The organism is Exiguobacterium abrahamii, assembly GCF_015645365.1.
Lineage (GTDB): Bacteria > Bacillota > Bacilli > Exiguobacteriales > Exiguobacteriaceae > Exiguobacterium_A > Exiguobacterium_A abrahamii.
In genome coordinates, this window is sequence record NZ_JADOYC010000003.1 from 106197 (window position 1) to 128439 (window position 22243).

At 46.3% G+C, this 22243-nt stretch carries 25 protein-coding genes; 8 read left to right on the plus strand and 17 right to left on the minus strand.

Annotated features, from left to right (window positions below):
- Positions 1 to 21: 21 nt before the first annotated feature.
- From ITJ88_RS11785 to ITJ88_RS11795, 3 genes are read left to right on the plus strand one after another with little or no spacing between them, the layout of a single operon-like run.
- Entirely contained in the window at positions 22 to 408 is a 387-nt protein-coding gene (locus ITJ88_RS11785) for an OsmC family protein (RefSeq protein WP_195865780.1), read from the plus strand.
- Positions 398 to 1015 (plus strand): hypothetical protein, encoded by a 618-nt coding sequence (locus ITJ88_RS11790; protein ID WP_195865781.1) that lies wholly within the window; start codon positions 398 to 400, stop codon positions 1013 to 1015. Before ITJ88_RS11785 ends, ITJ88_RS11790 begins: the two co-directional genes overlap by 11 nt.
- The gene (locus tag ITJ88_RS11795; RefSeq protein ID WP_195865782.1) at positions 1002 to 1580 is read left to right on the plus strand and encodes a peroxiredoxin family protein; all 579 of its coding nucleotides are present in this window, start codon (positions 1002 to 1004) and stop codon (positions 1578 to 1580) included. The genes ITJ88_RS11790 and ITJ88_RS11795 overlap by 14 nt, the downstream gene beginning before the upstream one ends.
- 161 nt (positions 1581 to 1741) lie before the next feature.
- Here the strand turns inward: ITJ88_RS11795 and ITJ88_RS11800 are convergent, their stop codons facing one another.
- Complete coding sequence (locus ITJ88_RS11800; protein ID WP_195865783.1) at positions 1742 to 2599, minus strand: c-type cytochrome; 858 nt, start codon at positions 2597 to 2599, stop codon at positions 1742 to 1744.
- A 130-nt stretch (positions 2600 to 2729) separates the two neighbouring features.
- Positions 2730 to 3566, minus strand: coding sequence for a LysR family transcriptional regulator (locus tag ITJ88_RS11805; RefSeq protein WP_195865784.1), 837 nt, complete (start codon positions 3564 to 3566; stop codon positions 2730 to 2732).
- 120 nt (positions 3567 to 3686) lie between these two features.
- Between ITJ88_RS11805 and ITJ88_RS11810 the strand changes: the two genes are divergently transcribed.
- Positions 3687 to 4535 carry a sulfite exporter TauE/SafE family protein gene (locus tag ITJ88_RS11810; RefSeq protein WP_195865785.1) on the plus strand — a complete coding sequence of 283 codons (849 nt, stop codon included), beginning with the start codon at positions 3687 to 3689 and terminating at the stop codon, positions 4533 to 4535.
- A gap of 50 nt (positions 4536 to 4585) precedes the next feature.
- On the opposite strand, the gene ITJ88_RS11815 is transcribed toward ITJ88_RS11810, so the two are convergent.
- Positions 4586 to 5443: a YihY/virulence factor BrkB family protein gene (locus ITJ88_RS11815; protein ID WP_023466934.1), complete on the minus strand. Its 858-nt coding sequence runs from the start codon at positions 5441 to 5443 to the stop codon at positions 4586 to 4588.
- A 187-nt stretch (positions 5444 to 5630) separates the two neighbouring features.
- On the opposite strand from ITJ88_RS11815, the gene ITJ88_RS11820 reads away from it, so the two are divergent.
- Both ITJ88_RS11820 and ITJ88_RS11825 read left to right on the plus strand, forming a co-directional pair.
- On the plus strand, positions 5631 to 6725 hold the full coding sequence (locus ITJ88_RS11820) for a nitric oxide synthase oxygenase (RefSeq protein WP_195865786.1): 1095 nt from the start codon (positions 5631 to 5633) through the stop codon (positions 6723 to 6725).
- Complete coding sequence (locus ITJ88_RS11825) at positions 6722 to 7168, plus strand: NUDIX hydrolase (protein WP_195865787.1); 447 nt, start codon at positions 6722 to 6724, stop codon at positions 7166 to 7168. The genes ITJ88_RS11820 and ITJ88_RS11825 overlap by 4 nt, the downstream gene beginning before the upstream one ends.
- Positions 7169 to 7189: 21 nt before the next feature.
- On the opposite strand, the gene ITJ88_RS11830 is transcribed toward ITJ88_RS11825, so the two are convergent.
- From ITJ88_RS11830 to ITJ88_RS11865, 8 genes are all read right to left on the minus strand, one after another.
- Complete coding sequence (locus ITJ88_RS11830; RefSeq protein WP_195865788.1) at positions 7190 to 7969, minus strand: GNAT family N-acetyltransferase; 780 nt, start codon at positions 7967 to 7969, stop codon at positions 7190 to 7192.
- Between the two features lie 91 nt (positions 7970 to 8060).
- Entirely contained in the window at positions 8061 to 9446 is a 1386-nt protein-coding gene (bcaP, locus tag ITJ88_RS11835; protein WP_195865789.1) for a branched-chain amino acid transporter BcaP, read from the minus strand.
- A gap of 217 nt (positions 9447 to 9663) precedes the next feature.
- Positions 9664 to 11460 (minus strand): mechanosensitive ion channel, encoded by a 1797-nt coding sequence (locus ITJ88_RS11840; protein ID WP_195865790.1) that lies wholly within the window; start codon positions 11458 to 11460, stop codon positions 9664 to 9666.
- Positions 11461 to 11621: 161 nt separating this feature from the next.
- Positions 11622 to 13013, minus strand: coding sequence for an MBL fold metallo-hydrolase (locus tag ITJ88_RS11845; RefSeq protein WP_195865791.1), 1392 nt, complete (start codon positions 13011 to 13013; stop codon positions 11622 to 11624).
- A gap of 22 nt (positions 13014 to 13035) precedes the next feature.
- Entirely contained in the window at positions 13036 to 13329 is a 294-nt protein-coding gene (locus ITJ88_RS11850; protein WP_195865792.1) for a rhodanese-like domain-containing protein, read from the minus strand.
- 129 nt (positions 13330 to 13458) lie between these two features.
- Entirely contained in the window at positions 13459 to 15315 is a 1857-nt protein-coding gene (locus tag ITJ88_RS11855) for an ABC transporter ATP-binding protein (protein WP_304999654.1), read from the minus strand.
- A complete protein-coding gene (locus ITJ88_RS11860) occupies positions 15312 to 17036 on the minus strand; it encodes an ABC transporter ATP-binding protein (protein WP_195865793.1) in 1725 nt (574 codons plus the stop codon). The genes ITJ88_RS11855 and ITJ88_RS11860 overlap by 4 nt, the downstream gene beginning before the upstream one ends.
- On the minus strand, positions 17029 to 17514 hold the full coding sequence (locus tag ITJ88_RS11865) for a MarR family winged helix-turn-helix transcriptional regulator (RefSeq protein WP_195865794.1): 486 nt from the start codon (positions 17512 to 17514) through the stop codon (positions 17029 to 17031). The genes ITJ88_RS11860 and ITJ88_RS11865 overlap by 8 nt, the downstream gene beginning before the upstream one ends.
- Before the next feature lie 156 nt (positions 17515 to 17670).
- Between ITJ88_RS11865 and ITJ88_RS11870 the strand changes: the two genes are divergently transcribed.
- Entirely contained in the window at positions 17671 to 18012 is a 342-nt protein-coding gene (locus tag ITJ88_RS11870; RefSeq protein WP_195865795.1) for an ASCH domain-containing protein, read from the plus strand.
- A gap of 39 nt (positions 18013 to 18051) precedes the next feature.
- Here ITJ88_RS11870 and ITJ88_RS11875 read toward each other — a convergent pair whose 3' ends face one another.
- Complete coding sequence (locus ITJ88_RS11875) at positions 18052 to 18921, minus strand: cation diffusion facilitator family transporter (RefSeq protein ID WP_023466924.1); 870 nt, start codon at positions 18919 to 18921, stop codon at positions 18052 to 18054.
- A 299-nt stretch (positions 18922 to 19220) separates the two neighbouring features.
- Between ITJ88_RS11875 and ITJ88_RS11880 the strand changes: the two genes are divergently transcribed.
- Complete coding sequence (locus tag ITJ88_RS11880) at positions 19221 to 19544, plus strand: thioredoxin family protein (RefSeq protein WP_023466923.1); 324 nt, start codon at positions 19221 to 19223, stop codon at positions 19542 to 19544.
- Positions 19545 to 19582: 38 nt separating this feature from the next.
- Here ITJ88_RS11880 and ITJ88_RS11885 read toward each other — a convergent pair whose 3' ends face one another.
- From ITJ88_RS11885 to ITJ88_RS11905, 5 genes are all read right to left on the minus strand, one after another.
- Positions 19583 to 19879: an excalibur calcium-binding domain-containing protein gene (locus ITJ88_RS11885; protein ID WP_195865796.1), complete on the minus strand. Its 297-nt coding sequence runs from the start codon at positions 19877 to 19879 to the stop codon at positions 19583 to 19585.
- Positions 19880 to 19993: 114 nt separating this feature from the next.
- Positions 19994 to 20848, minus strand: coding sequence for an anti-sigma-V factor RsiV (gene rsiV / locus ITJ88_RS11890; protein WP_195865797.1), 855 nt, complete (start codon positions 20846 to 20848; stop codon positions 19994 to 19996).
- Positions 20832 to 21335, minus strand: a complete 504-nt coding sequence (sigV, locus tag ITJ88_RS11895; protein ID WP_230088836.1) for an RNA polymerase sigma factor SigV — start codon at positions 21333 to 21335, stop codon at positions 20832 to 20834. Before sigV ends, rsiV begins: the two co-directional genes overlap by 17 nt.
- A 124-nt stretch (positions 21336 to 21459) precedes the next feature.
- Positions 21460 to 21609: a hypothetical protein gene (locus ITJ88_RS11900; protein WP_156772485.1), complete on the minus strand. Its 150-nt coding sequence runs from the start codon at positions 21607 to 21609 to the stop codon at positions 21460 to 21462.
- Positions 21610 to 21639: 30 nt separating this feature from the next.
- Positions 21640 to 22113: a hypothetical protein gene (locus ITJ88_RS11905; protein WP_195865799.1), complete on the minus strand. Its 474-nt coding sequence runs from the start codon at positions 22111 to 22113 to the stop codon at positions 21640 to 21642.
- Positions 22114 to 22243: the final 130 nt, after the last annotated feature.

The following is a 22243-nucleotide window of genomic DNA, read 5'->3' on the forward strand; positions in this document are numbered from 1 at the left end:
ACTAGAAAGGAGTGTATCTATATGCATTTTAGTATCAACGAACATCACGTCGCCCACTCATCTCCACATGGTCTATTAACAATTTCGTCTGACCCAGAGCAAGGATATCGTCCTGTCGAACTTTTTGTTTCTTCCTTGGCAGGCTGTAGCGGCACGTTACTTAAAAACTTGTTGCACAAAAAACGAATTACCTATTCTTCACTTTCTCTTGAGGTCCATATCACCCGTGATGAAACAAGAGCCAATCGAATTACATCTTTGGACTTCGAGTCATATGTAGATGGCAGTATGACTGAAAAACAGCGCCTGTCGCTTGCGACTCTAGTCATTGAAAATTGCGGAATGATTCAATCCGTCATCGACACGATTGCAATCACGTTCACGATCCACTCAACACATGAGAGATGAATATTTACACATCGAACGTTTCGCGATTTCGTATGTTTGGTTCGCAGCAATACTCGCCTTTTTGTTACTGCTCGGATCAATCTGGCTATTGCTTCGAATGCGCCCACCAGAATGGATTTTGAACAGCTTCATCCTTTACGTAGTGATTTGGAAGTTCAGTTATGCGCTTTTCCATCTTTCTTATGTCATCGATATGCCTGCTTCTCTTTTTTTCTTTCATGGAGGGTACCGCGGACAATTTCTTGCCCTTTTTGGTTTACTGATGTACTGGAATAAGGTCGTCTCAAACTCTTTCAAACGCCATCTGCCTTACTTTGTCGTGCTTTACCTCATACAGTTTGAAATGTTGTTAGCGGCCATCTATCAAAACCTTTCGCTTTTGTTAGTCAATCTCTTGTTTTTAATTATCTTGTTATTCGTGCATCATCAAGCTTCTACTATTGCATTCGAGTGGATACTCGTGTTGTTTTTACTTTATTTAATCGCGACTCATCTTGTTGAACCGTTCGATGAAAAGCAGATCCTATTTCAACTCGTTTTTATAAGTACAGCGTATTTTCCGATCCGCTTTCGAAAAGGAGGAACGCATCCTGATGCCTCGCCATAAAAAAATAGCCGTTTTCTTCATATTATTACTGGCTACCGGCTTGATCGGTATGAATGTATATGAAAATCAACAGAAGAAAAAACAGGAGGCCCAAGAACAACGTCAAACGACGACTCTTGAAAAAACGGCCATCGACAGTACTGAAGAAGACAAAGAACGTGCTAGCGATTTCACACTGAAAACGACATCTGGAGAAACGATTCGTTTGTCTGATTATCGTGGAAAAAAAGTTATTTTAAACTTCTGGGCAACCTGGTGTCCTCCATGTAAGGCTGAAATGCCACATATGCAGGCTTTTCACGAAAAACACAAGAATGATGTCGAAATCATCGCTGTTAATCTGACATCACTTGATAATGGAAATGATGCTCTCAAAAAATTCATAGAAGATTATCGTTTGACTTTTACAATACCTCTCGATCAGGAAGGGACAATCGGAAACCGTTACAAAGCTTATACGATTCCGACAAGTTACGTGATTGATGAAGAAGGATATATCCAGCATAAAGTCATTGGTCCTATGAATGAAGAAATGATGGAAAACATGATAACATCCAATGGTTGATGATGTTTTCCATGTTTGAGCCTGTACAGCCTCTCCACAAAGGATGTACAGGCTTTTGTAGTACTTAAAAAAAATCCCTATAGATAGAGCGTATTCAAGAATTGAATCGTCTCTCCCTATAGGGATTGTCTGTTTATGCAAATGATTGAAAGGCTATACCGTTACTTTTTATGAACAGAATCGACCGGATAAGATAAATCATCCGGTGGATCGCCATGGGGATAATCCTTCTCTTTTCCTTTCATGACTGGTCTACCGACTGAATTGATATATGCTGCGACGTCGACGGCTTGCTGTTTCGTTAATCCACCGGTTTCCACGCCCCCCATTGGCTCCTTCGGCATATAATGCTGAATGAATCCTGCAGTTGTTCGCAAACGATTCATGCCTGCACCGTCGTTATACGAATTCTTTCCATAGACGGCAAGACCGTGTGAACTTGCTTGTGTCGACCCATGACAAGCCATACACGAATTGGAATAAATGTCTTTCCCGTTCTCGATATTGGGTTTTGGAAGATCGCCTTGAATGGCTACTTCCGTCCATGGACGATCTTTTATATCATCTGCTGTATCTTTTGATAAAAAGTTCAAATACGAGATGATTGCTTTCATTTCCTTACCGTTTGGATCAAGCTTCTTCCCATTCATACTTCGAGTAAAGCAACCGTTGACTCGTTCTTCGATTGAGACTACTTTCCCGGCACGTTTATTGTACTGCGGATATTCTTTCGTCACCCCAACAAGATCAAGTGATCCACCTGTCGCTCCCGTAGCATGACAACTTGCACAAGACATCGTACTTCCTACATTATCAGGAAGTAAACTGCTCGTATGATTAATGTAGTCGCGTCCTTTTTTTATCTGGTCTGCATTTTTTTCACTAGAAAGCGTATTTAAACTAGGTCCATGTGCCGCAACGATGATGTCTTGATCCGTAGGTGAAAATAGTTTCACCCATACTAGAATCCCAACGATGAATAAAAAAATGCCCCCGAGTATCCATTTTTCTTTCCTCATCCTTGTTTCCCCCTTTTCATACCAAACGATATTTCTTCCACACTATACCAAATGAAGTGAATTCCATATCATAGTTTTTGGTAATCATCAGGATTAACAATCGTAATACATAACTTTAAAACGATGAAAATTAGAGAACAACATCCATCCACTTTAAAGCAAGACGCGAAGGATGATCTTTAGGGATAACGAATTGAAAAGTCCGTTCCTCAATGGTTTCAGTATGAATGTCATATATCTCTGATGTGCGGAACGGTTCCAATAAACGCTCTGATAATGCTGAGATTCCTGTTCCATTCAAAATCAATTGCTGAATCAAATGATTGGAATGTACGGTGATCGTTTTATGAGGAACGATATTGTTTTTTCTCATCCATTCCGTTAATGCCTGTCTAGCCGCCGAGCCCTCTTCTCTTAGGATCCATGTCGCTTTTTCCATGGATAACTTTTTAAGTCCGATGACATACAAACGATCTTTAGCAAACGGAATACATGTAATCCTTGATGCAAGCGGTGCACCTTCAATAAGACCAATATCAATTTCATGATGGAGAAGTGCTTGCTCTACTTGATCGTGATTCATGATACGTGCATCGATTGAGACTTCCGGATAACTCTTCAAAAAACGATGAATCATTTCTTCTAGCACAATTTCATAAATCGTATGTGTCGCTGCAATTCGCAATGTTCCACGTACAAATCCCTTCAGCTCGTCTAACTCTTGCGTCATCTGTTCTACTTGAAACAACATTTCTTTCGCATGTTGATAAACGATCCATCCAGCGTCAGAAATTTCAAGCGATGTCGTAAAAGCATGACGTAATACGAGTGGTTGCCCAACGTATTCTTCCAAACGTTTTAAGTGAACACTTACGGTTGGTTGAGAAATAAAAAGGATCTCAGCCGTTTTCGTAAAGTGTTTTGTTTCGACCAATGTCACAAAAGTTTGTAATTCATGGAGTTTCAAAACGCATTCCTTCTTTCAATTACGTTTTTTAATCAATATCATTATTATAATTTATTTTTGTAATGAACTGATACTTTATATAATGAAACTATGAATGAAAAGTAGAAAGAAGGTTTCGTTATGGAATACATTTTATTTACATTACTCGGAGCAACCATCGGCATACTCTCCGGCTTTTTCGGAATCGGCGGCGGCATCATACTGACCCCACTGTTATTGATTCTCGGCTATGAAGCCAGCACCGCGATCGTCCTCAGTCTGTTGCTGACACTCGGATCGACTGTGACCGGCACGCTTTCACATCTTCGATTAAAAACATTCCGTTTTCGTGATGCCGGGATTATTGGTCTGTCCGGTATCATCGGTTCGGCGTTGATCACGCCGGTCGTCTTTTGGCTCGAACGCCATGCTGGTGCTGATGTCGTCTTATCGAGTCTCTACATCGTTTTACTGATTGGTTTTTCGATTCAGTTTCTTCGTCCCCGTTCAAAGGAACGTCCGTCTTTTCCCGTTCATGATGCTTCGATCGTAAAGCTCGCCGTCATCGGACTTGCTGCCGGAATCCTCTCGTCATTGATGGGTGTCAGCGGTGGATTCTTGTTGACACCGCTCTTGCTCGGATGGGTTCGTTTTCCGCTTAAACAAGCAATCGGAACGAGTATCGCCTCTGCGACATTGATCGTTCTTGGAGGCGTGACGAGTTATGTGGCTTCCGGAACCAGCGCTCCGTTATCACTCGGGATTGCTTTAATCATCGGTGCGTTCATCGGCTCACCACTCGGCGCGTCACTTTTGCATCGCTTCAATGAACCGTTCGTTCAAAAGACGTTAGGAATCTTTTATGGTGTCGTCGCCTTAAGCGTCATCGTCAAAGTGTTCGGACTTCCCTATCTGTCACTCGTCTTACTCGCTTTGTTCACACTCAGCCTGTTAAGCGTCTTCGGTTACCGGATTCTTAAAACGGTCTAAATGAAAAAGCAGCTGACGATGTGTCAGCTGCTTTTATGCGTGCTCAATGATTAACGCACGCTTTCTTCTTTGATTTTTTGCGGTTTCATGATTTTTGCTTCTTTTTTCTGACGCATGCGTTCTGCGTTCATCAAGCCCCCTAACATCAGGACGACAGCGGACAAATAGAACCATGTCATCAAGACGATGATTCCGGCAAGCTGACCGTAAAGACGATCGTAACTCCCGAACTCAGCATAGTAAGAGAAGAATTCCGAAACGACTTGCCAAGCGATCGTCGCAAAAATGGCTCCAGGGAGTACTTGACGAACCGTCAGTCGGACACTCGGTAAAATCCGATACAATAAGATGAAAAAGACAAGTAAGAACAACGTCCCGAGTCCCCAGCGGAATAAGAACCAGATCCACGAATAGTTCGTCACGAAATCAGCGACGATAGCAAAGTGATTGATGAAGCGCCGTGTTAACTTTTCTGAAATCGGAACGATCAATGAAATCGGTAAGATGATCATCATCCCGATCGTAAAGGCGAAGTCTTGCAACAGTCCGCGCCAGAATGGCGCTTTTCGTGTCACTTCGAGCGCATCGTTCAGCGAGCGGACAAGTGACTGGACCGACATCGAAGCGAGCCAAAAGGCGGCAAGGAAACTGATCGAGGCAAGTTTAAAGCCGCCTTGATCAAAGATTCCAACGACGTTCCGCTGAATCAAATCGTACGTTTCTGCCGGAGCAAACGGTCGAATTAAATCCAGCACGTTATCGGACGTAAACGGTAAGAACGAGACGATCCCAACTACGAATAATAAGAACGGGAATAAGGACAACATCAGATAATAGGCGAGCTGAGCCGATTTATCAAAAAAGGCTTCACCAAAAAAACGGGCAAATACAGGTTTGATTAAAGACATACAAATTTCCTCACTTTCAACTAATTCTCTACACTATCCCCCATTTCATACCTCCTTTAAACTTTTGGAAGTCTTTTGAACTTATAACAACCTTATACATCATTCAAGTTTGGCGCTTCGGTTCTGCGCAGGGTACACTAGGAACAGAGATTGTATCGTGCTTGTTTTTTAGAAAGGATTTCGATTCGTGTACTCACTCATTCAAACCGAAGCAGAACGCTTCTTTACTTCTTATATAGAGCAATACCCCGAAATGGCCGGACGCCAGCAAGAAGTCATCCGTTCGATTGAAACGACAGGAACGTACGAACAGACGGCTTCCGAGCTCGCGTTCGGCGCCAAGCTCGCTTGGCGAAACAGTAACCGCTGTGTCGGACGTCTCTTTTGGGAACAACTCCATGTCTTTGACGCGCGGGATGCGTTGACCATTGAAGCGATCCGCGACGCTTTATTTGAGCATATCCGGTTCGCGACGAATGAGGGACGAATCCGCTCGACGATTACGATTTTCCATCCGACACGTGTCCGGCTGCATAATCATCAACTGATCCGCTACGCTGGTTATGAGACCGCAACAGGAATCATCGGTGATCCGGCTTCGATCCAATTGACACGACAATGTGAAGCACTGGGCTGGACTGGAGCGCGTACACCCTTTGATATCTTGCCTCTGCTGATCGAACTCGACGGACAAGTCAGCCTGCATCCGATTCCAGATGAGCTCGTGCTTGAAGTCAGCATCACACATCCTGCCTATGATCTGTTCGGTGGTCGCGAAGTCCGCTGGTATGCTGTACCGATGATTGCCGACATGCAGCTTGAAATCGGTGGCATCGTCTATCCGTGTGCCCCGTTCAACGGGTGGTACATGGGAACAGAAATCGGTGCCCGTAACCTCGCTGATACGGATCGTTATGATCTGTTACCGCTCGTCGCGACACAACTCGGTCTGAATACTTCGCGTGAACGTTCGCTTTGGAAAGACCGAGCGCTCGTCGAACTGAACGTTGCCGTACTCGAATCGTTCGAACGTGCCGGTGTTACGATCGTCGATCACCATACGGCTGCCAAACAGTTCGCTCGTTTTGAAAAAAATGAAGCCGCGTGTGGTCGTGATGTCACCGGGGAATGGTCCTGGCTCGTGCCACCGATGAGTGGGGCAACGACGCATATGTTCCATAAGGATTACGACCCGGAAATCAAACGACCGAACTTCTTTCCAAAATCAACACAGACGGCACCTGTGACCGGCTGTCCGTTTCACCAAGGAGCATTGAAATGAATTATGTCGAACAGTTACGTCAAAAAATCGGTCATGACCCGGTCATTCTCGTCGGTTCCGTCGTCCTCGTCGTACAAAATGAACACATTTTGCTCGAACAACGGAACGAAGCACAAGCCCGCTTTGGTTTACCAGGAGGATTGATGGAATGGGCGGAATCACCGGAAGAGACCGCGCGTCGAGAGCTTAAAGAAGAGACTGGCTTAGAGGTAAAACGATTAACGTTACTCGATGTCTACTCCGGTTCGCAATACGTGACGACGTTAGCGAACGGAGACGTCTTTCAAAGCGTCACCCTCGCCTATATCGGTGAACATCCGATTGGAATGTTAAAACAAAGTGATGAGAGTATCAAGCTCCAGTTCGTACCGCTTGATAACTTACCTGATCATTTGGTCGGTTCTCACGCTCGAATGATTGAAGACTACAAAAACCGCCGCTAAATGAATAGCAGCGGTTTTTGTTTATAGCGACTGACGCATGATGTATTGTTTCAAATCCCGCTGAGTCCACCCTTCAGAACGTAACGCCTCCCAGATCTGCACATCTGTTGATTGATAATGGTAGGTCGTGCCCGGTAAACGACGCACGACTTCTGTTGCATGTCGTGCTTTTTGTTCTGCTGGACCGACGACTGACAAGAGAGATGATCCGGCTACTGCCACTACGCTTGCTTCTAATTGATAATAATCCGTTTGTAATTGCTGCATGACATGAGGATCTTGCTGCCAGATGTACTCCCCTTGTCCATGGTATTGTTTCAAGAACTCTACTTCTTCGATCGTCGGCAGAGCGGCTTCTTGGCGTTCATCTGTTAAGTGAAAATATCCGATTTCTCCAACGATCGTGTAATGAAGCGATTCATACAAGCGAATCGCTGGGTCGTTCCCTTGAATGACTTCAAGCATCAGACCATCCATTCCGATTTCTTTGGCATGGCTCAGTTGTGCTTGATACAAGGCTTTCGCGATCCCAAGACGACGATACTGTGGTGAAATCCCCAGTCCCCCACACCGCATGATGCGTTGACCCTCAATCTCCTTCCAACCGTTCAGCCAGAGACCGACCGGTACTTCTCCATGATAGGCAACGAATGAATGCTCCAGTTGGTTCCCGTCTCGTTCGATGATGCGCTCTTGGAATTCTGCTTCCGATAAGTGCAGTGGAATCAAATAATCTTGGAATCCATCCTGCATCGCTTTGTACGCTGTCTTTACGTCAGGTGCGCGTTGAATATGAATCATCGAAAAACCTCCTTTTCCACTGAGCTGTTTCGCTTTCGTTCGTCTCATTTCCTGCATACAAAAACACCCTTGTCACCAAGGGTGTCATTACTCATTGAATTTTAGAGCGGCTACGTCCGTAACCAAAGTAAACAAGTAGTCCGATCGCTGTCCAGATAAAGAAGGCAATCCACGTGAATGGTTGTAAGTTGAACATGAGCATGATACAAGCAAGGACCGACAAGATCGGTAAGACTGGGACGAACGGAACTTTGAAAGCACGCTTCAAATCAGGACGCGTCCGGCGTAGGACGATGACCGCGATCGAGATGAGCGAGAAGGCTGCCAGTGTTCCAATGTTGATCAGTTCAGCCAGTGTACCGAGCGGCACGAATCCAGCGATTAAACCAGCAATCGTTCCGAGAATCCATGTTGCTTTAACGGGTGTGTGCGACTTTTCGTTGACGTCTGAGAAGACTTTCGGTAATAATCCGTCACGACTCATCGCAAATAAGAGACGGACGAGACCAAATGTCATGACGAGGATGACCGTCGTCATACCAACGATGGCTCCTAAGTCAACGAATCCAGCGACCCAGTCTTGGCCTGCCACTTTTAAGGCAAGAGATACCGGACTATCCACACCTTCGAACTGTTTGAAAGGAACGATTCCGACCATGATAGCAGAGACGACGACGTACAAAACGGTAACGATCGCAAGCGATCCTAGAATCCCAACCGGTAAGTTACGTCCCGGGTTTTTGACTTCTTCTGCTGCCGATGTAACGGCATCGAATCCAAGATAAGCGAAGAAGGCAATCGCTGATGCTTGCAAGACACCGCTTATACCAAACGGCGCAAACGGTTTGTAGTTACCTGGTTCGATGTACCAGATCCCGACGACGATGAACAGGACAACGACGGCAACTTTGACGAGTACCATGATGTTGTTGACGCGTTTTGTTTCTTTAATCCCAAGTGAAAGCAAGAGCGTGATGACCATCAGAATTAAGAACGCCGGTAAGTTAAAGAACGTCTCGCTTCCTGGTACAGCACCTGGAGCAGCCGTTAAAGCTGTCGGTAAATGGAAACCAAAACCTGCTAACAGTGACTGGAAGTACCCTGACCAGCCGGTTGCAACGGCACTTGAAGCAAGTCCGTATTCTAAAATGAGACACCAGCCGATGATCCAAGCCACGACTTCCCCGATCGTTGCATATGTATACGTATATACACTGCCTGAGACGGGAATCATCGACGAAAATTCAGCATAACAAAGGGCTGCGAGCGCACAGACGACAGCGGAAATAATGAATGAGATCGGTAAAGCAGGTCCTGCGTAAAGAGCGCCCGTTCCTGTCAGAACGAAAATTCCAGTTCCGATGATGGCACCGATTCCGAGTAAAATAAGGTCAAACCCTGATAAATGACGTGCCAGTTTGGAATGTTGTTTCATGTCCATCATTACACTGACATCTTTCTTGCGAAGCAAACTCATGTTTCATCCTCCGAACTTTTCTCTTTTTTCTGAATATTCAAATCATTGAGGTAATTGACTTTCTAATCATAACAAACGATGTCAGGTTCGATAAGTCTTTTTTTCTGTATTTTTTCACAAAGTGGTCAAACCACTTTTGTGAAAAGACGACAACGCTTTGATGCGTCAACGCAAAAACACCCTTTCCTCCAAAATGAGAGGAAAGGGTGAATTCGTATTACGGGCGATCGTTTGGATGATCGAGGTTAGGACCTTTATGATCATCTGGATTGATCGGGTAATCATCTTGCTGTGCTAAATCGTTTTCTGGCAACGCACCTTTTGGTGTACCATGTGTCGTCTCATCTGTTGAAGAAGAGCGCGCTGAGCGTGGTGCACGATCTGGTGTGACATCATCAGCTGCTTGTGAAGCTGCACCTTTTGCTGCATCTTTTAAGCTCGGTGATGATGAAGTCGATGATGATTTACTTGGGAGGTTCGATGTGTCGACTTCCGTATTCTCTGCTTTCTTTTGTAGACGATCGAGGTAACGCGATGCATTATCACGTCCACCAAGACCAAAGGCAAGACCGAAAGCAAGCGCAAGTGCTCCCAAGATCAAGATGAAGGCTGAGTTGACGATCGTATCCGCAACACCTAGCTGATCGAGTGCCATGAAGACAGCGAGTGCAAGAATTGCGTACTTCGCAACGCTTGAGAGGACTTTTAGTTCAGAGTTGCCGAACAGGCTGTCCATCGTACGTTTGACGAGGTTGCTGACGATGATCCCGATTGCGAGAATGATGATCGCTGTCAGGACGCTCGGTAAGAACGCAAGAACGGCACGACCGAGGTCGACCATGAAGTCAAGACCAATCAAGTTGAAGGCTTCGACGACGAAGAGAACGACGATGACGATCTCAACGAGTGCACCCACGATCGAAGCTGGTGATGTAGAAGCTTGGTTTGCATCCCACGTACCGATTTTCAAGTGACGTGTCAGGTTATTGAAACCAAGACGTGATAAGAGATCCGTCACGAATTTCTTAACGAAACGTCCGACATAAAGACCGACAAGGATCAGTACGACACCAACGATGATGTTCGGAATCATGCCGAGGACGTCGTTCAACATGTTGATCGCTGGTCCTGTGATTCCTTTAATGTTCAATTGATCAAGTGCTGAAATCGTGATTGGAATCAGAATTAAGATGAAGACGACTGTTCCGAGAATCGACGAAAGTGATTTCGCATCTTTTTGATCCGTTGATCCAAGGTTGAAGCGAGCTGCGAATTTATCCGTTCCAACAGCATGAAGGAAATTCGTCACGATATCGCGGACGATTTTCGCTACGAGGAAACCAACGAAGAAGATGGCTGCCGCAGCAATCAAGCGTGGAATGAATCCAAGGAATGACGATAACAATTGGCTGAACGGTTGTGAGACACTCTCAATGTTCAAGGCATCGAGGACACCCGGTAGGAACAGAAGCAAGACGAGATAGAAGACAATTTCTCCAGCGATTTTCGGGTAAGACGATAAGTCCGTCTGACCTTGAAGCATCTTGTTCGAACGTACTTTGTCGTTCGCCATCAGCTTCGTTCCTGCTTTGACGATGATCATGCGAAGAACGACCGCGATGACGTATGCCAAGAGAAGGATGAGCGCTGCTTTCAAGATGTTTGGGATTGCCGCAAGTAATGTACTCATCGTATCTGCAAGTGGTCCAGCAATGATGTTCAGATCAAGGATGTTGAAGACCAAGATAAGAACGAAGACCATGAGCACCCAAAAGACGACGGTCCCGATGATTTTTTCAGGTGTCCACTTTTTCTTCTTTGGTGGCGTACCCTCTTTTTGAGGTGACAACTTGTTGACGACTCCAGACTTCTCTAACGCTTTTTGAACTCCGTTCGCGATCAACTTGGCGATGAGCCATCCAATCAAGAAAATGATGATCGCTCCAAGCAAGTTTCCGAGTGATCCGAGAATGCCGTTCAAGTTCAACGACGTTCCGTTCCAAATGTTATTCATCCTGCCACACTCCTTCACCTAAATAAAATTATATATTTCTGACACTTCTTTAATTTCCCCAGGTAAAGGATTTATTAAACCCTTACCCGTACCAGAATGTGGTGTTTCTTGTGTTCCATACAAAAAACTGGATGGCATATGCTGCCATCCAGTCCGTCGTCTTATGATGTTTGTTGATTCAAAATCGTGCGCATCGCTGCATATCCACCCTCAATGTTAACAACATCCTTAAATCCGAGTGACTGTAGTACACTGACCGCCATTCGAGAACGAACACCGGATGCACAGTGTACGGCAAGTGGACGATCGGTCGGTAATTCCTCCTGACGAGCGACTAGCTTTCCTAAAAGAACCCGTCGTGCTTGATCATAATGTTGGCTGTCCCACTCTGTTTTGTTCCGGACGTCGAGGACGTAGACTTCTTGTCGCTCTGCAGCTGCTAGCGCTTCTTCTGCCGTCCAGTCCTCATAACGTTCCGTTAGCATCGATGCTGGTACTGCTTGATGATCTGCCCAGTAAGTGACCCGATCGAGTCCAATTGATTGAAGATCCCGTTGAATATCTTCACGCTGTTCCGGCGTCGACAGAATCGCGATGTCATGGTCAAAATCGAGTAACCAACCAGCCCAAGTAACGAATTTACCATCGTACGGAATATTGATTGTACCTGGAAGATGTCCATTCCGGAACGACTGACCATCTCGCGTATCAACGATCTGTATCGAAGACGTCCACGCTGTCGGATCCTCGCTCGTCACGAGTTCAGGAATCTCCGTCGTCAAAGCAATTCCTTCTTTATTGACGCGTTTCATCATCGCGAAATAGTTTGGTGGTTCTGGTTGATCCGTCGTTAGTTCCCGAATGAATGCATCTTCGTCTTCCATCTGCAACGCCCAGTTCGTCGCTTTTTCATAGCCGACCGTCGATGTCGGAACGGCTCCGAGCGCTTTCCCACAAGCGCTGCCGGCACCATGTCCCGGCCAAACTTGGACAAAATCAGGTAGCTCCTTGAAACGTTTTAACGAAGCAAACATCTGCTTCGCTCCAACGGCTGTCGTTCCTTTGATACCAGCTGCTTCTTCGAGTAGATCAGGACGACCGATATCACCAACAAAAACGAAATCGCCTGTGAAGATGCCCATCGGTACTTGTTGATTTCGGTCGAATAATAAAAAGGAGATATGTTCTGGCGTATGCCCTGGTGTGTGCATGACTTCTAGCGTCACATTTCCGACTTTGAACCGGTCACCATCTTTGACAAGTTCATGGTGAATATCCGAGACAAATTGATATTTCCAGTTTTCGTCTCCTTCATCTGACAGGTAAGCCGTCGTGTCGTATCGTTTTGCAAACTCTTGTGTGCCCGAGACGAAGTCTGCGTGAATGTGCGTTTCCGCTGTAGCAGTAATCCGGAGACCTTCTTTTTTAGCCACCTCTAGATACGGTGTAATGTTCCGTGCAGGATCGATGACGATCGCTTCTCCTGTCATTTGACACCCGACCATGTATGATGCCTGCGCTAATTTTTCATCATAGAAATATCGTAATAACATTGTGTATACCCCCTCTAGTGTATTAAACGATGGTTCCTTCGTAGCTCATCATGCCGCCGCTGATATTCGTCACATCGAATCCTGCTTGCTCCAAGTACATCGCCGCATTCATGCTGCGACCACCAGATAGACAGATGATATGGACCGGACGTGACGCGTCGAGTTCATCCGTTCGCTCTGTCAACTCGGACAATGGAACGTTTTTGGCTTCAGCGATATGTCCGCTTTCGTATTCATCGATTTCACGAACATCAATCAATTGGATCGTACTTTCAGTTAACGTCTGCTGTAATTGGTCTGTCGTCATCTGTTTCATCAAGATTCCTCCTAGTAGATGCCTCACGGCTGTAAAGTTGTTGAATTCAATATACCCCCTACCGTATATAAGTTCAAGAAAAATGCACACAAAAAAACAGCATCGTCAAAATGACGACACTGTCCTGACTCAAACGACTTCTTTTTCAGAGAACTGACTGTTGTACAGATCCGCATAAAAACCGTCTGCTTCGAGCAATTCTTCATGTGTGCCCTGTTCGATGACACTTCCTTGATTCATGACGAGAATCAAATCGGCATCTTTGATCGTTGAGAGACGATGGGCAATGACGAAGCTCGTCCGTCCCTCCATCAAGCGACGCATTGCTTGCTGGATGAAGACCTCTGTCCGTGTATCCACACTAGAGGTCGCTTCATCGAGAATCATGATTGGAGGATCGGCAAGAACGGCCCGAGCAATCGTCAACAACTGTTTTTGACCTTGCGAGATGTTCGAGGCTTCCTCGTTCAAGACCGTATCATACCCGTCCGGCAACGTCCGGATGAAGTGATCAGCATGCGCCGTTTTGGCTGCCGCGATGATTTCCTCCTCGGTCGCTCCACTCTTACCGTAAGCAAGATTATCTCGGATCGTACCGTTGAAAAGCCACGTATCTTGTAAGACCATCCCAAACGTCGTCCGTAAGTCTTCGCGTGACATCTCGCGGGTATCGATACCGTCAATCCGGATCGTCCCCCCGTTCAACTCATAAAAGCGCATCAATAGATTGATCATCGTCGTCTTACCGGCACCCGTCGGTCCAACGATCGCGACCGTTTGTCCCGGTGCGACATCGATGTTCATGTCCTCGATCAAGAGATCGGTTCCGTAACCAAAATCAACGTGTTCGAACGCGACCGCCCCTTCAGCTTGCGTGAGACGATGTGTCGTCACTTCCTTGATTTCTTCTTCCTCATCCAGTAATTCGAAGACACGTTCCGCTGCCGCAACCGTCGATTGAACGATGTTCGCGATGTTCGCCGTCTGTGTGATCGGTTGCGTGAACTGACGAGTATAGGTGATGAACGCTTGGATATCCCCGATCGAGATTGCCCGTTGCGTGACGAGAATCCCGCCGACGATACTGATCAGGACGTAACTGATATTCCCGATGAACATCATCATCGGCATGATGATCCCGGAGATGAATTGTGCTTTACGTCCTGCTTCATACAACTCTTCATTGACGGCATCGAACTGCTCGACTGCTTTGCGTTCATGTCCGAATGCCTTGACGACGGAGTGTCCGGTGTACATCTCTTCGACGTGTCCGTTCAATTGACCAAGTGTCCGTTGTTGGTCAGCAAAGTATTTTTGAGACCGTTTCAAAATCGGACGAATCGCAAAAATCGAGACCGGTAATGAGACAAGTGAAATCAGCGTTAACAGCGGACTGATCGTCAACATCATGATCAAAATCCCGACGATCGTCACGATTGAGGTGATGAACGATGTCACACTTTGTTGTAACGTACTGCCGATCGTATCGATATCGTTCGTCACGCGGCTGAGTGTCTCCCCGTTCGGACGACCATCGTAGTATTTCAATGGCAGGCGTTCGAGTTTATGATTGACGTCTTCGCGTAAATCGTAGACTGTTTTTTGAGCGATACCTGACATTAAATACTGTTGCAAGTAATTGAACAGACTACTGATGATATACAGTCCAGCGAGCCAGAGCAGGATCTGTCCGATTTTCGTAAAATCGATCGCCGCTCCCGGCACACCTTGGAACTTCGCATATGCCCCTTCAAATAATTCCGTGATTGCCGTCCCCATGATTTTCGGACCGGCAATCATGAAGATCGTACTGAGGATGGCTGCGAGGAATACACCAACGAGTGCCGTTCGACGCGGACGCAGATACCGAAGCAGACGACGGAACGTTGCTTTGAAATCCTTTGGTTTTTCTCCGAGCATCATCATATTTCCGCCACCGGGACCACCAGGCGGAGGACCGCCGGCAGGTCGTTTTTTCTCACTCATGCGATTTCCTCCTCTGATAGTTGTGACTTCACGATTTCCTGATAGACGGCATTGTCAGCAAACAATTCATCATGCGTTCCGATTCCAGCGACTTTCCCTTCATCCAGGACGATGATTTGATCGGCATCGATGACGGTGCTGACACGCTGAGCGACGATCAAGACGGTTGCCTTGCGTGTTTCTTCCCGTAAGGCTTTCCGAAGTGCCGCATCAGTTTTAAAGTCGAGCGCTGAAAAACTGTCATCAAAGACATATAAATCGGGTCGACGAACGAGTGCTCGCGCAATCGACAACCGTTGTTTCTGCCCACCAGAGACGTTCGATCCACCTTGTTCGATCCGTGCTTCGTAACCGTCCGGCATCCGTTCGATGAAATCGGTCGCTTGTGCGATTTGCGCCGCATGCGCGACTTCCTCGTCTGTCGCGTCCTCTTTTCCGAAACGAATGTTTTCAGCGATCGTACCCGTGAACAATAACGCCTTTTGAGGAACGAAGCCGATTTTCGACCGCAGTTCCTCTTGCGATACATCCTGGCTATCAACACCGTTGACCCGGATGCTCCCTTCCGTCACGTCATAAAAACGAGGAATCAAATTGACGAGCGTTGATTTACCGGAACCAGTTCCGCCGATCACAGCCGTTACTTCACCTGGTCGTGCCGCAAAGCTGATGTCGGATAAGACGGGTGTCTCAGCTCCTGGGTAACGGAACGTGACACGATCAAAGACGAGCGTTCCTTTTTCACGATCAGCGGTTTGTGTCCCCTCATCTGTCATCGTTGGTGTCATCTCGAGGACTTCATTGATCCGTTTCGCCGAGACAGCTGCTCGCGGAATCATGACGAACATGACTGATGCCATGACGAGCGCGAACATGATTTGCATGACATACTGGATGAACGCCATCAAATCCCCGATCTGCATGCCGCCATTATCGATTCGGATGCCTCCAAACCAAATGACACCGACAACGGTTAAGTTCATAACGAGCATCATCACCGGCATCAAGAACGCCATGATTTTATTGACCTTGATCGAGACTTCTGTTAAATCCGCGTTCGCTTTCGTTAACCGAACCTGCTCATCACGTTCCCGGTTAAAAGCACGGATGACACGGATCCCGGTCAAGTTCTCCCGCAAGACGAGGTTCAGACGGTCGAGTCGTTTTTGGACTTTCCCAAACAACGGAACCCCTTTCCACAGGATCAACAGGATTGAAATCACAAGGACCGGCATCGCCGCGACGATGACGAGCGATAGCTTGGCATCTTTTGAGACGGCCATGATCAATCCACCGATGAACATGATCGGTGCACTGACGACCATCCGTAACATCATAATGACGACTTGTTGGACTTGCGTGATGTCGTTCGTCGTCCGCGTAATCAATGACGCCGTTCCGACTTGGTCGAACTCTTGCAGGGAGAACCGTTCAACATGGTTGAAGACTTGGCGACGGATATCCCGTCCGAGTCCCATCGACGCCTTCGATGAATAATAACTGGCGGCAACGGCAGCTAACGCCCCGACACCGGTTATCCCGAGCATGACGGCACCAATTTTCCAGATATACGCGGTATCGCCGGTGACGACGCCTTTATCGATGATGTCCGCCATCAGTGTCGGTAAATACAAATCGGACATCGACTGCGCAAAAACCAAGATAAGCACGGCAAGGACTGCCCATTTATAGACCGTCAACCGTTTGAGTAACTTAATCATCCGAACATCCTCCTTTCAGATCTGGACGTAAAATCTGACCGATTCCCTCAGCAATCACTGCGTGTGTTTCAAGCATCTGTTCGAATGCGTCCGGGTCAATCGTCGCAAGCACTTGCTCCAGTTGACGTTGCATCCCCTTCTCTTGTTCCTTGATGTCGGTGACAAATTGCTGACCTTGATCACTGAGCATCAAAACGACTTCCCGTCGGTTGTCTGGATTCGTCTCGCGAATGACCCAGCCCGATTGGACGAGCCCTTCAATCGACTGACTGAGCGTACTTTTCGGTAAGTGCGTATGTGCAGCGAGCTCTTTTTGAGAGATTGGTCCACGCGGTGCAATCGTCATCAGACTATGAAATTGCGGTAAACTGAGTCCGTTTTCCTGTGCCGTCTGGTGCGCTGCCCGAACGAGATAACGCTGGACATTCCAAAACGACTGCATCATCGCAGTCGAACGGGTCGTTTCCGTTTGATCCATCCTGTTTCGCCTCCTTGTTCCATTTCAAATCGTTCCAAAAGGAACAATTACTTATATGAATTAAATTACGCCGATTATTTTTGATTGTCAACGAAAAGGCAATGTGAAAACTCACATAGTTTTGTTATGCTCAAGGAAGACAAGGAGTGAGCATATATGAGACATGAAATGGGGTTATATGAAGTTCCGTTTCGTTCGATCGAACAAGGACGAAAGACCGTCGAGATTCGATTGAATGACCCAAAACGACAACAGGTACACGTCGGTGATCAGATTCAGTTTACGCATACGAAAACAAGGGAGACGCTACTTGTCCGCGTGACAAAACGACAAGTCTTTCCTGATTTCCGAGCGCTTTACGAACAGATTCCAAATGAAGCTATCGACTGTGTCGGTTGGTCGCTCGACGAACTCGTGACGTCGACTTACTCGATCTATACAAAAGAAGCCGAGCAACAGTACGGGGCACTGGCTCTGACGATCGCATTAGAACCATAAAAAAAAGAGGCTGACTTTTAAGTCAGCCCTTTTTTCGATTCATTCCGGTTCGACGTGAACATGGATATCGTAGACACCATATTCTTCCGTCAGCGTATCCTCGACGCGTGTTGCGATATCGTGCGCCTGATGGATATTCAAGGTGGAGTTGACGAGGATGACGACATCGACGACTTCATTGTTTCCATAGTTGCGTCCTTTAATTGACTTGATCCCTTTGACACCTTCGAGATCGAAAATGACATCTTCATACATCTTCAGTTTCTTTTCATCAAAGCCATCTGTCAATTCATGTGACGCTTCCGTAAAGATGTCCCACGCTGTCTTACAGATCAAGAAGCCGACGATGATCGCCGTCACGACATCGAGCCATGGCATGCCGAACTGTGATCCGACGATTCCGATCGTCGTCCCGACACTGACCCACGCATCCGATAGATTATCTTTCGCTGCTGCCATGACGGCTTTGCTTTCAATCTCCTCGGATAACTTCTTATTGTAACGGTAGACGAAGTACATCACGAGAGCTGAACCGATTCCGACGTATGCTGCAAGAATATCCGGTGATTCCTGCTTGCCTTCGAACAACGTCGAGATCGTATCAATCAAGACTTGGAGACCGACTGCCATCATGATGAAGGAAGCTACGAGCGAGGCAATCGTCTCACTTTTCCAGTGTCCGTATTTGTGATCGTCATCTGCCGGACGTTGTGAAATCCGTAAGCCGATCAAGACCGCAATTGACGCGATGATATCCGTTGCGTTGTTCAAACCGTCCGCACGGAGTGCGGCAGAATCTGCTGTATACCCAATGATTAGTTTTAAAGATGATAACAAGATATAGGCTGCGATACTGATCATTGCACCGCGTTCGCCGCGTTTTAGATTATCGTATTTTTGTTGTTCCATTCTCGTCGCCCCCACTTTCTCTGCGATTAGCAAACCTCATCGTACCAGTCGGAAATCGAGTGGGTCTAGAGAAATCATTTTGTTTCAAACTAGGTAATTAACAAATGTGCAATAATGTTTCCCTATACCAAAATGAATTTAATTGGTTCATGTGGCTCTTTTCAAGATAATCAGCAGCATTATCTTAAAGAGTAACCAACTTTTTTGACTTGTCAGACTCTTTGACGAACATAATTCGTGCAAGTTCTGAAGGGAATCGGTAGACTAAAGGTACAACACCAAGAGGAGGAGTTCTCACAATGGCAGAATTCATTAAGAGTGAAGAAACATTCAAGGAATTGATTTCAAGTGATGCACCGGTCATCATCAAGTTCGAAGCAGACTGGTGCCCGGACTGCAAACGGATGGATTACTTCATGCCGGACGTCGAGTCACAATTCGACCACTTACCAATCCACACGATTGACAAGGATGAGTTCCCTGAAATCGCATCGAACCATGATGTCATGGGAATCCCAAGCTTGCTCGTCTTCAAAAACAATGAAAAACTGGCGCACTTGCACAGTGCAAATGCTAAAACACCAGAAGAAGTCACAGCATTCCTAAAGCAAAACTTCAACTAAGCAAAAATAACCTGACGCCGCAGCGTCAGGTTATTTTTTTAACGTTCACACGCGATGCCGTCTTTATCCCGGTCGCTCTTCGTGTTTAAGTTATACGTCGCAAGGCTCACGTACGCCTTGTACTTCGTTACTTTATAGATCGGTTTTCCGTTCTTGTCATACCCGGTCCGATTTTTTAGACCCGCTTTTTTCGCGACGCCGCCTTTGTACGTCTTCTGCATTTCCGTACAGTTCTTAAAGGCTTTTGCTTTCGTTGCCGCTTCACTGGCTGCCGGAACATGGATCAAGGCGAGACTGACGACACCCGCAAGTACGAGCCGACTCCATTTTTCCATAGGGATTCCTCCTTTTTTCAAAAAACAACGATTCGTCTTTTGATTATAGGAGGTCATTTTTAGAAATTGTTCCCCTTTTTCATTTTTACATCAATGATTTTTAAAATCTGACAATCAACGAATATAGGACGAGCTGACAAGGTCATCTTTTAAGACCGACGTCGGGATCTTGAATTCGACGATGCCCATATATCCTGGAGCGATGCTGTATTCATCAAACGACAGGACTAATTTGTGGTCTGCCGTAATATAAAAGTTTTGCTTCGCTGAAATGTGCTTGAACTGCTCGTCCTCTGGCACATCTGATGTTCCTTCGACGAAATAGACCTTTCCTTCATCGGCTTTCATTTGACGACGCATCTCTTCTTTTAGATAATCACTGATCGTCGTGATATATCCGTCATCCTTGAACAAGGATGGTAACGTCAAGACCAGCTGTTGTTTTTTGTCGATCGTATCGTACTGGACGCTTTCCGATGCACTTGCCCGTGTTTCGGTGACGGTTCGCCCAATCGACAACAAGTCGTCCGTATCCGTCTTGACGTCGTAGCGGCTATCGACGGCAAATGCCCCTTCCTGTCCGTTCGTCTCCTGTTTGAACTTTTCGTAGAGCGCTTGTCCTTCCGCGATATACTTTTCGTTCAATTGTTGCTCGAGTGCTTTGTCTGGTAACGTCACTTGAGGGGCTTTAATATCAGCCGACTGTTGTGTCTTCGTCTCTTTCCAGTCGATCGTCACGATCTCAGTCAGTTGACCAAAGACCGGCACCTTCGCCATCGCGTCCGCAAACGACGCATTACTATTTAATCCACCAACGAATAACGTGATCGCGGCGGCTGTGATCCATACGGATCGTTTCGTCCGCGAAGGACGCGTCCGGTGCTCGACTCGGGCAATCATTTCATCGAGTTCTTTTGGAACCGGTGGTTGTTGGTATGCCTGCTTCAGATCATCAAGTTTGTTCGACATCTAAATCATCTCCATTCAATTTCATTTTCAGTAAGGTCAATCCTTTATACAGCCGGGACTTGGTCGTACTTAAATTCAGCTCCAAAATCGTCGCGACGTCTTTTAAGATCAAGTCCTCGAAATAGTGTAAGATGACGACTTCCCGGTACATGACCGGTAGCTCCTCAAGCGCCTGTCGTAAATCGGAATCCGGGTATGTATCTTCTTTCGTCGCGACGAGTTCGATCAGTCGATCCGTGTCGTAACTAACGCTATGCTGTCGTTTCCGGATTGCATCAATCGCTGTTCGTGTCAAAATCTGATAGAACCAGGCTTTCATCCGTTCCTCATCCTCGAGTCGGTCGAGTGACTGTAACGCTTTTTGGATGCTGTCCTGTATGACATCCAGACTATCCTGTTCATTTTTCATATAGCTGTAGGCTAACCAGTAGAGATTCGGTTTGTATTGCTTTAAAAAACGGACGAATGCTTTTTCCCGTTTTCTCATTTGACGAGAGGTCATAGGCCGCGGCTCCTTTTTTCGATATCGTTCTGTGTATACATCATTAAGACGGGCGAGTCGAGAAAAAAGTTGACGACACAACAAAAAAAGGTGACACCAGGTCACCTTTTCATGGAGCAGACTTCATTAAGATAAGGATGATCAACAGAAACGGAACGATGAAAAGTAATGGAATGCCGACAATCGTGACGCATCCCACATCGATTTTCCTTTGTTTTCGGCGTTCACGTTTCCCCGTCCGTTCTTCGCGCTCATTCACGGGACTCAACATACCATTCACCTTTTCTACTTAATAATGCAAACGCCGTGATGTATCATTCCAGACCTTTACGTGGAGCGTAATCAAGGCAATACCGTACAAGACACTCATGTATAACGAAAACTCACCAAACAAGACATCCGTCCAAGCATTTAATCCAAACAATGGGACAACGAAGAGAAAATAGAACACGAACTGAACACTCGCCAATGCATCAAACCAAATCGTTTCAGAAAATGCGCCTTCGAGTAACGAAACACCATAAATGAATAACGCTGCAGCGAGACCAATCCGGATATACCAGACCACGAGGCGAAGCGCTTTTTCTTCCTTCATATAGAACAGCGACCCGACTAGACTAACGAGCCAAACGACGGAGGCGATGCTTTGCCAGCCGTTAATCGCGCCGTCCGGATGAAGTAAGGCAGACCATCCATTGATGCCGATCATGCCAAGTAAACCTACGATGAAGATGAGTCGATACGGTATGTACCTCTGACGCATGACGTTTCCTCCTCTGAAAACGAATAGATGTCACTTCTACGTTGTATATTCCATATGATGGGTTTTATTCCTTTTTCATCACGAAAAATAGTTCGGCTTTTTTGTTTAAGCTGATGACACTAAAACAAGG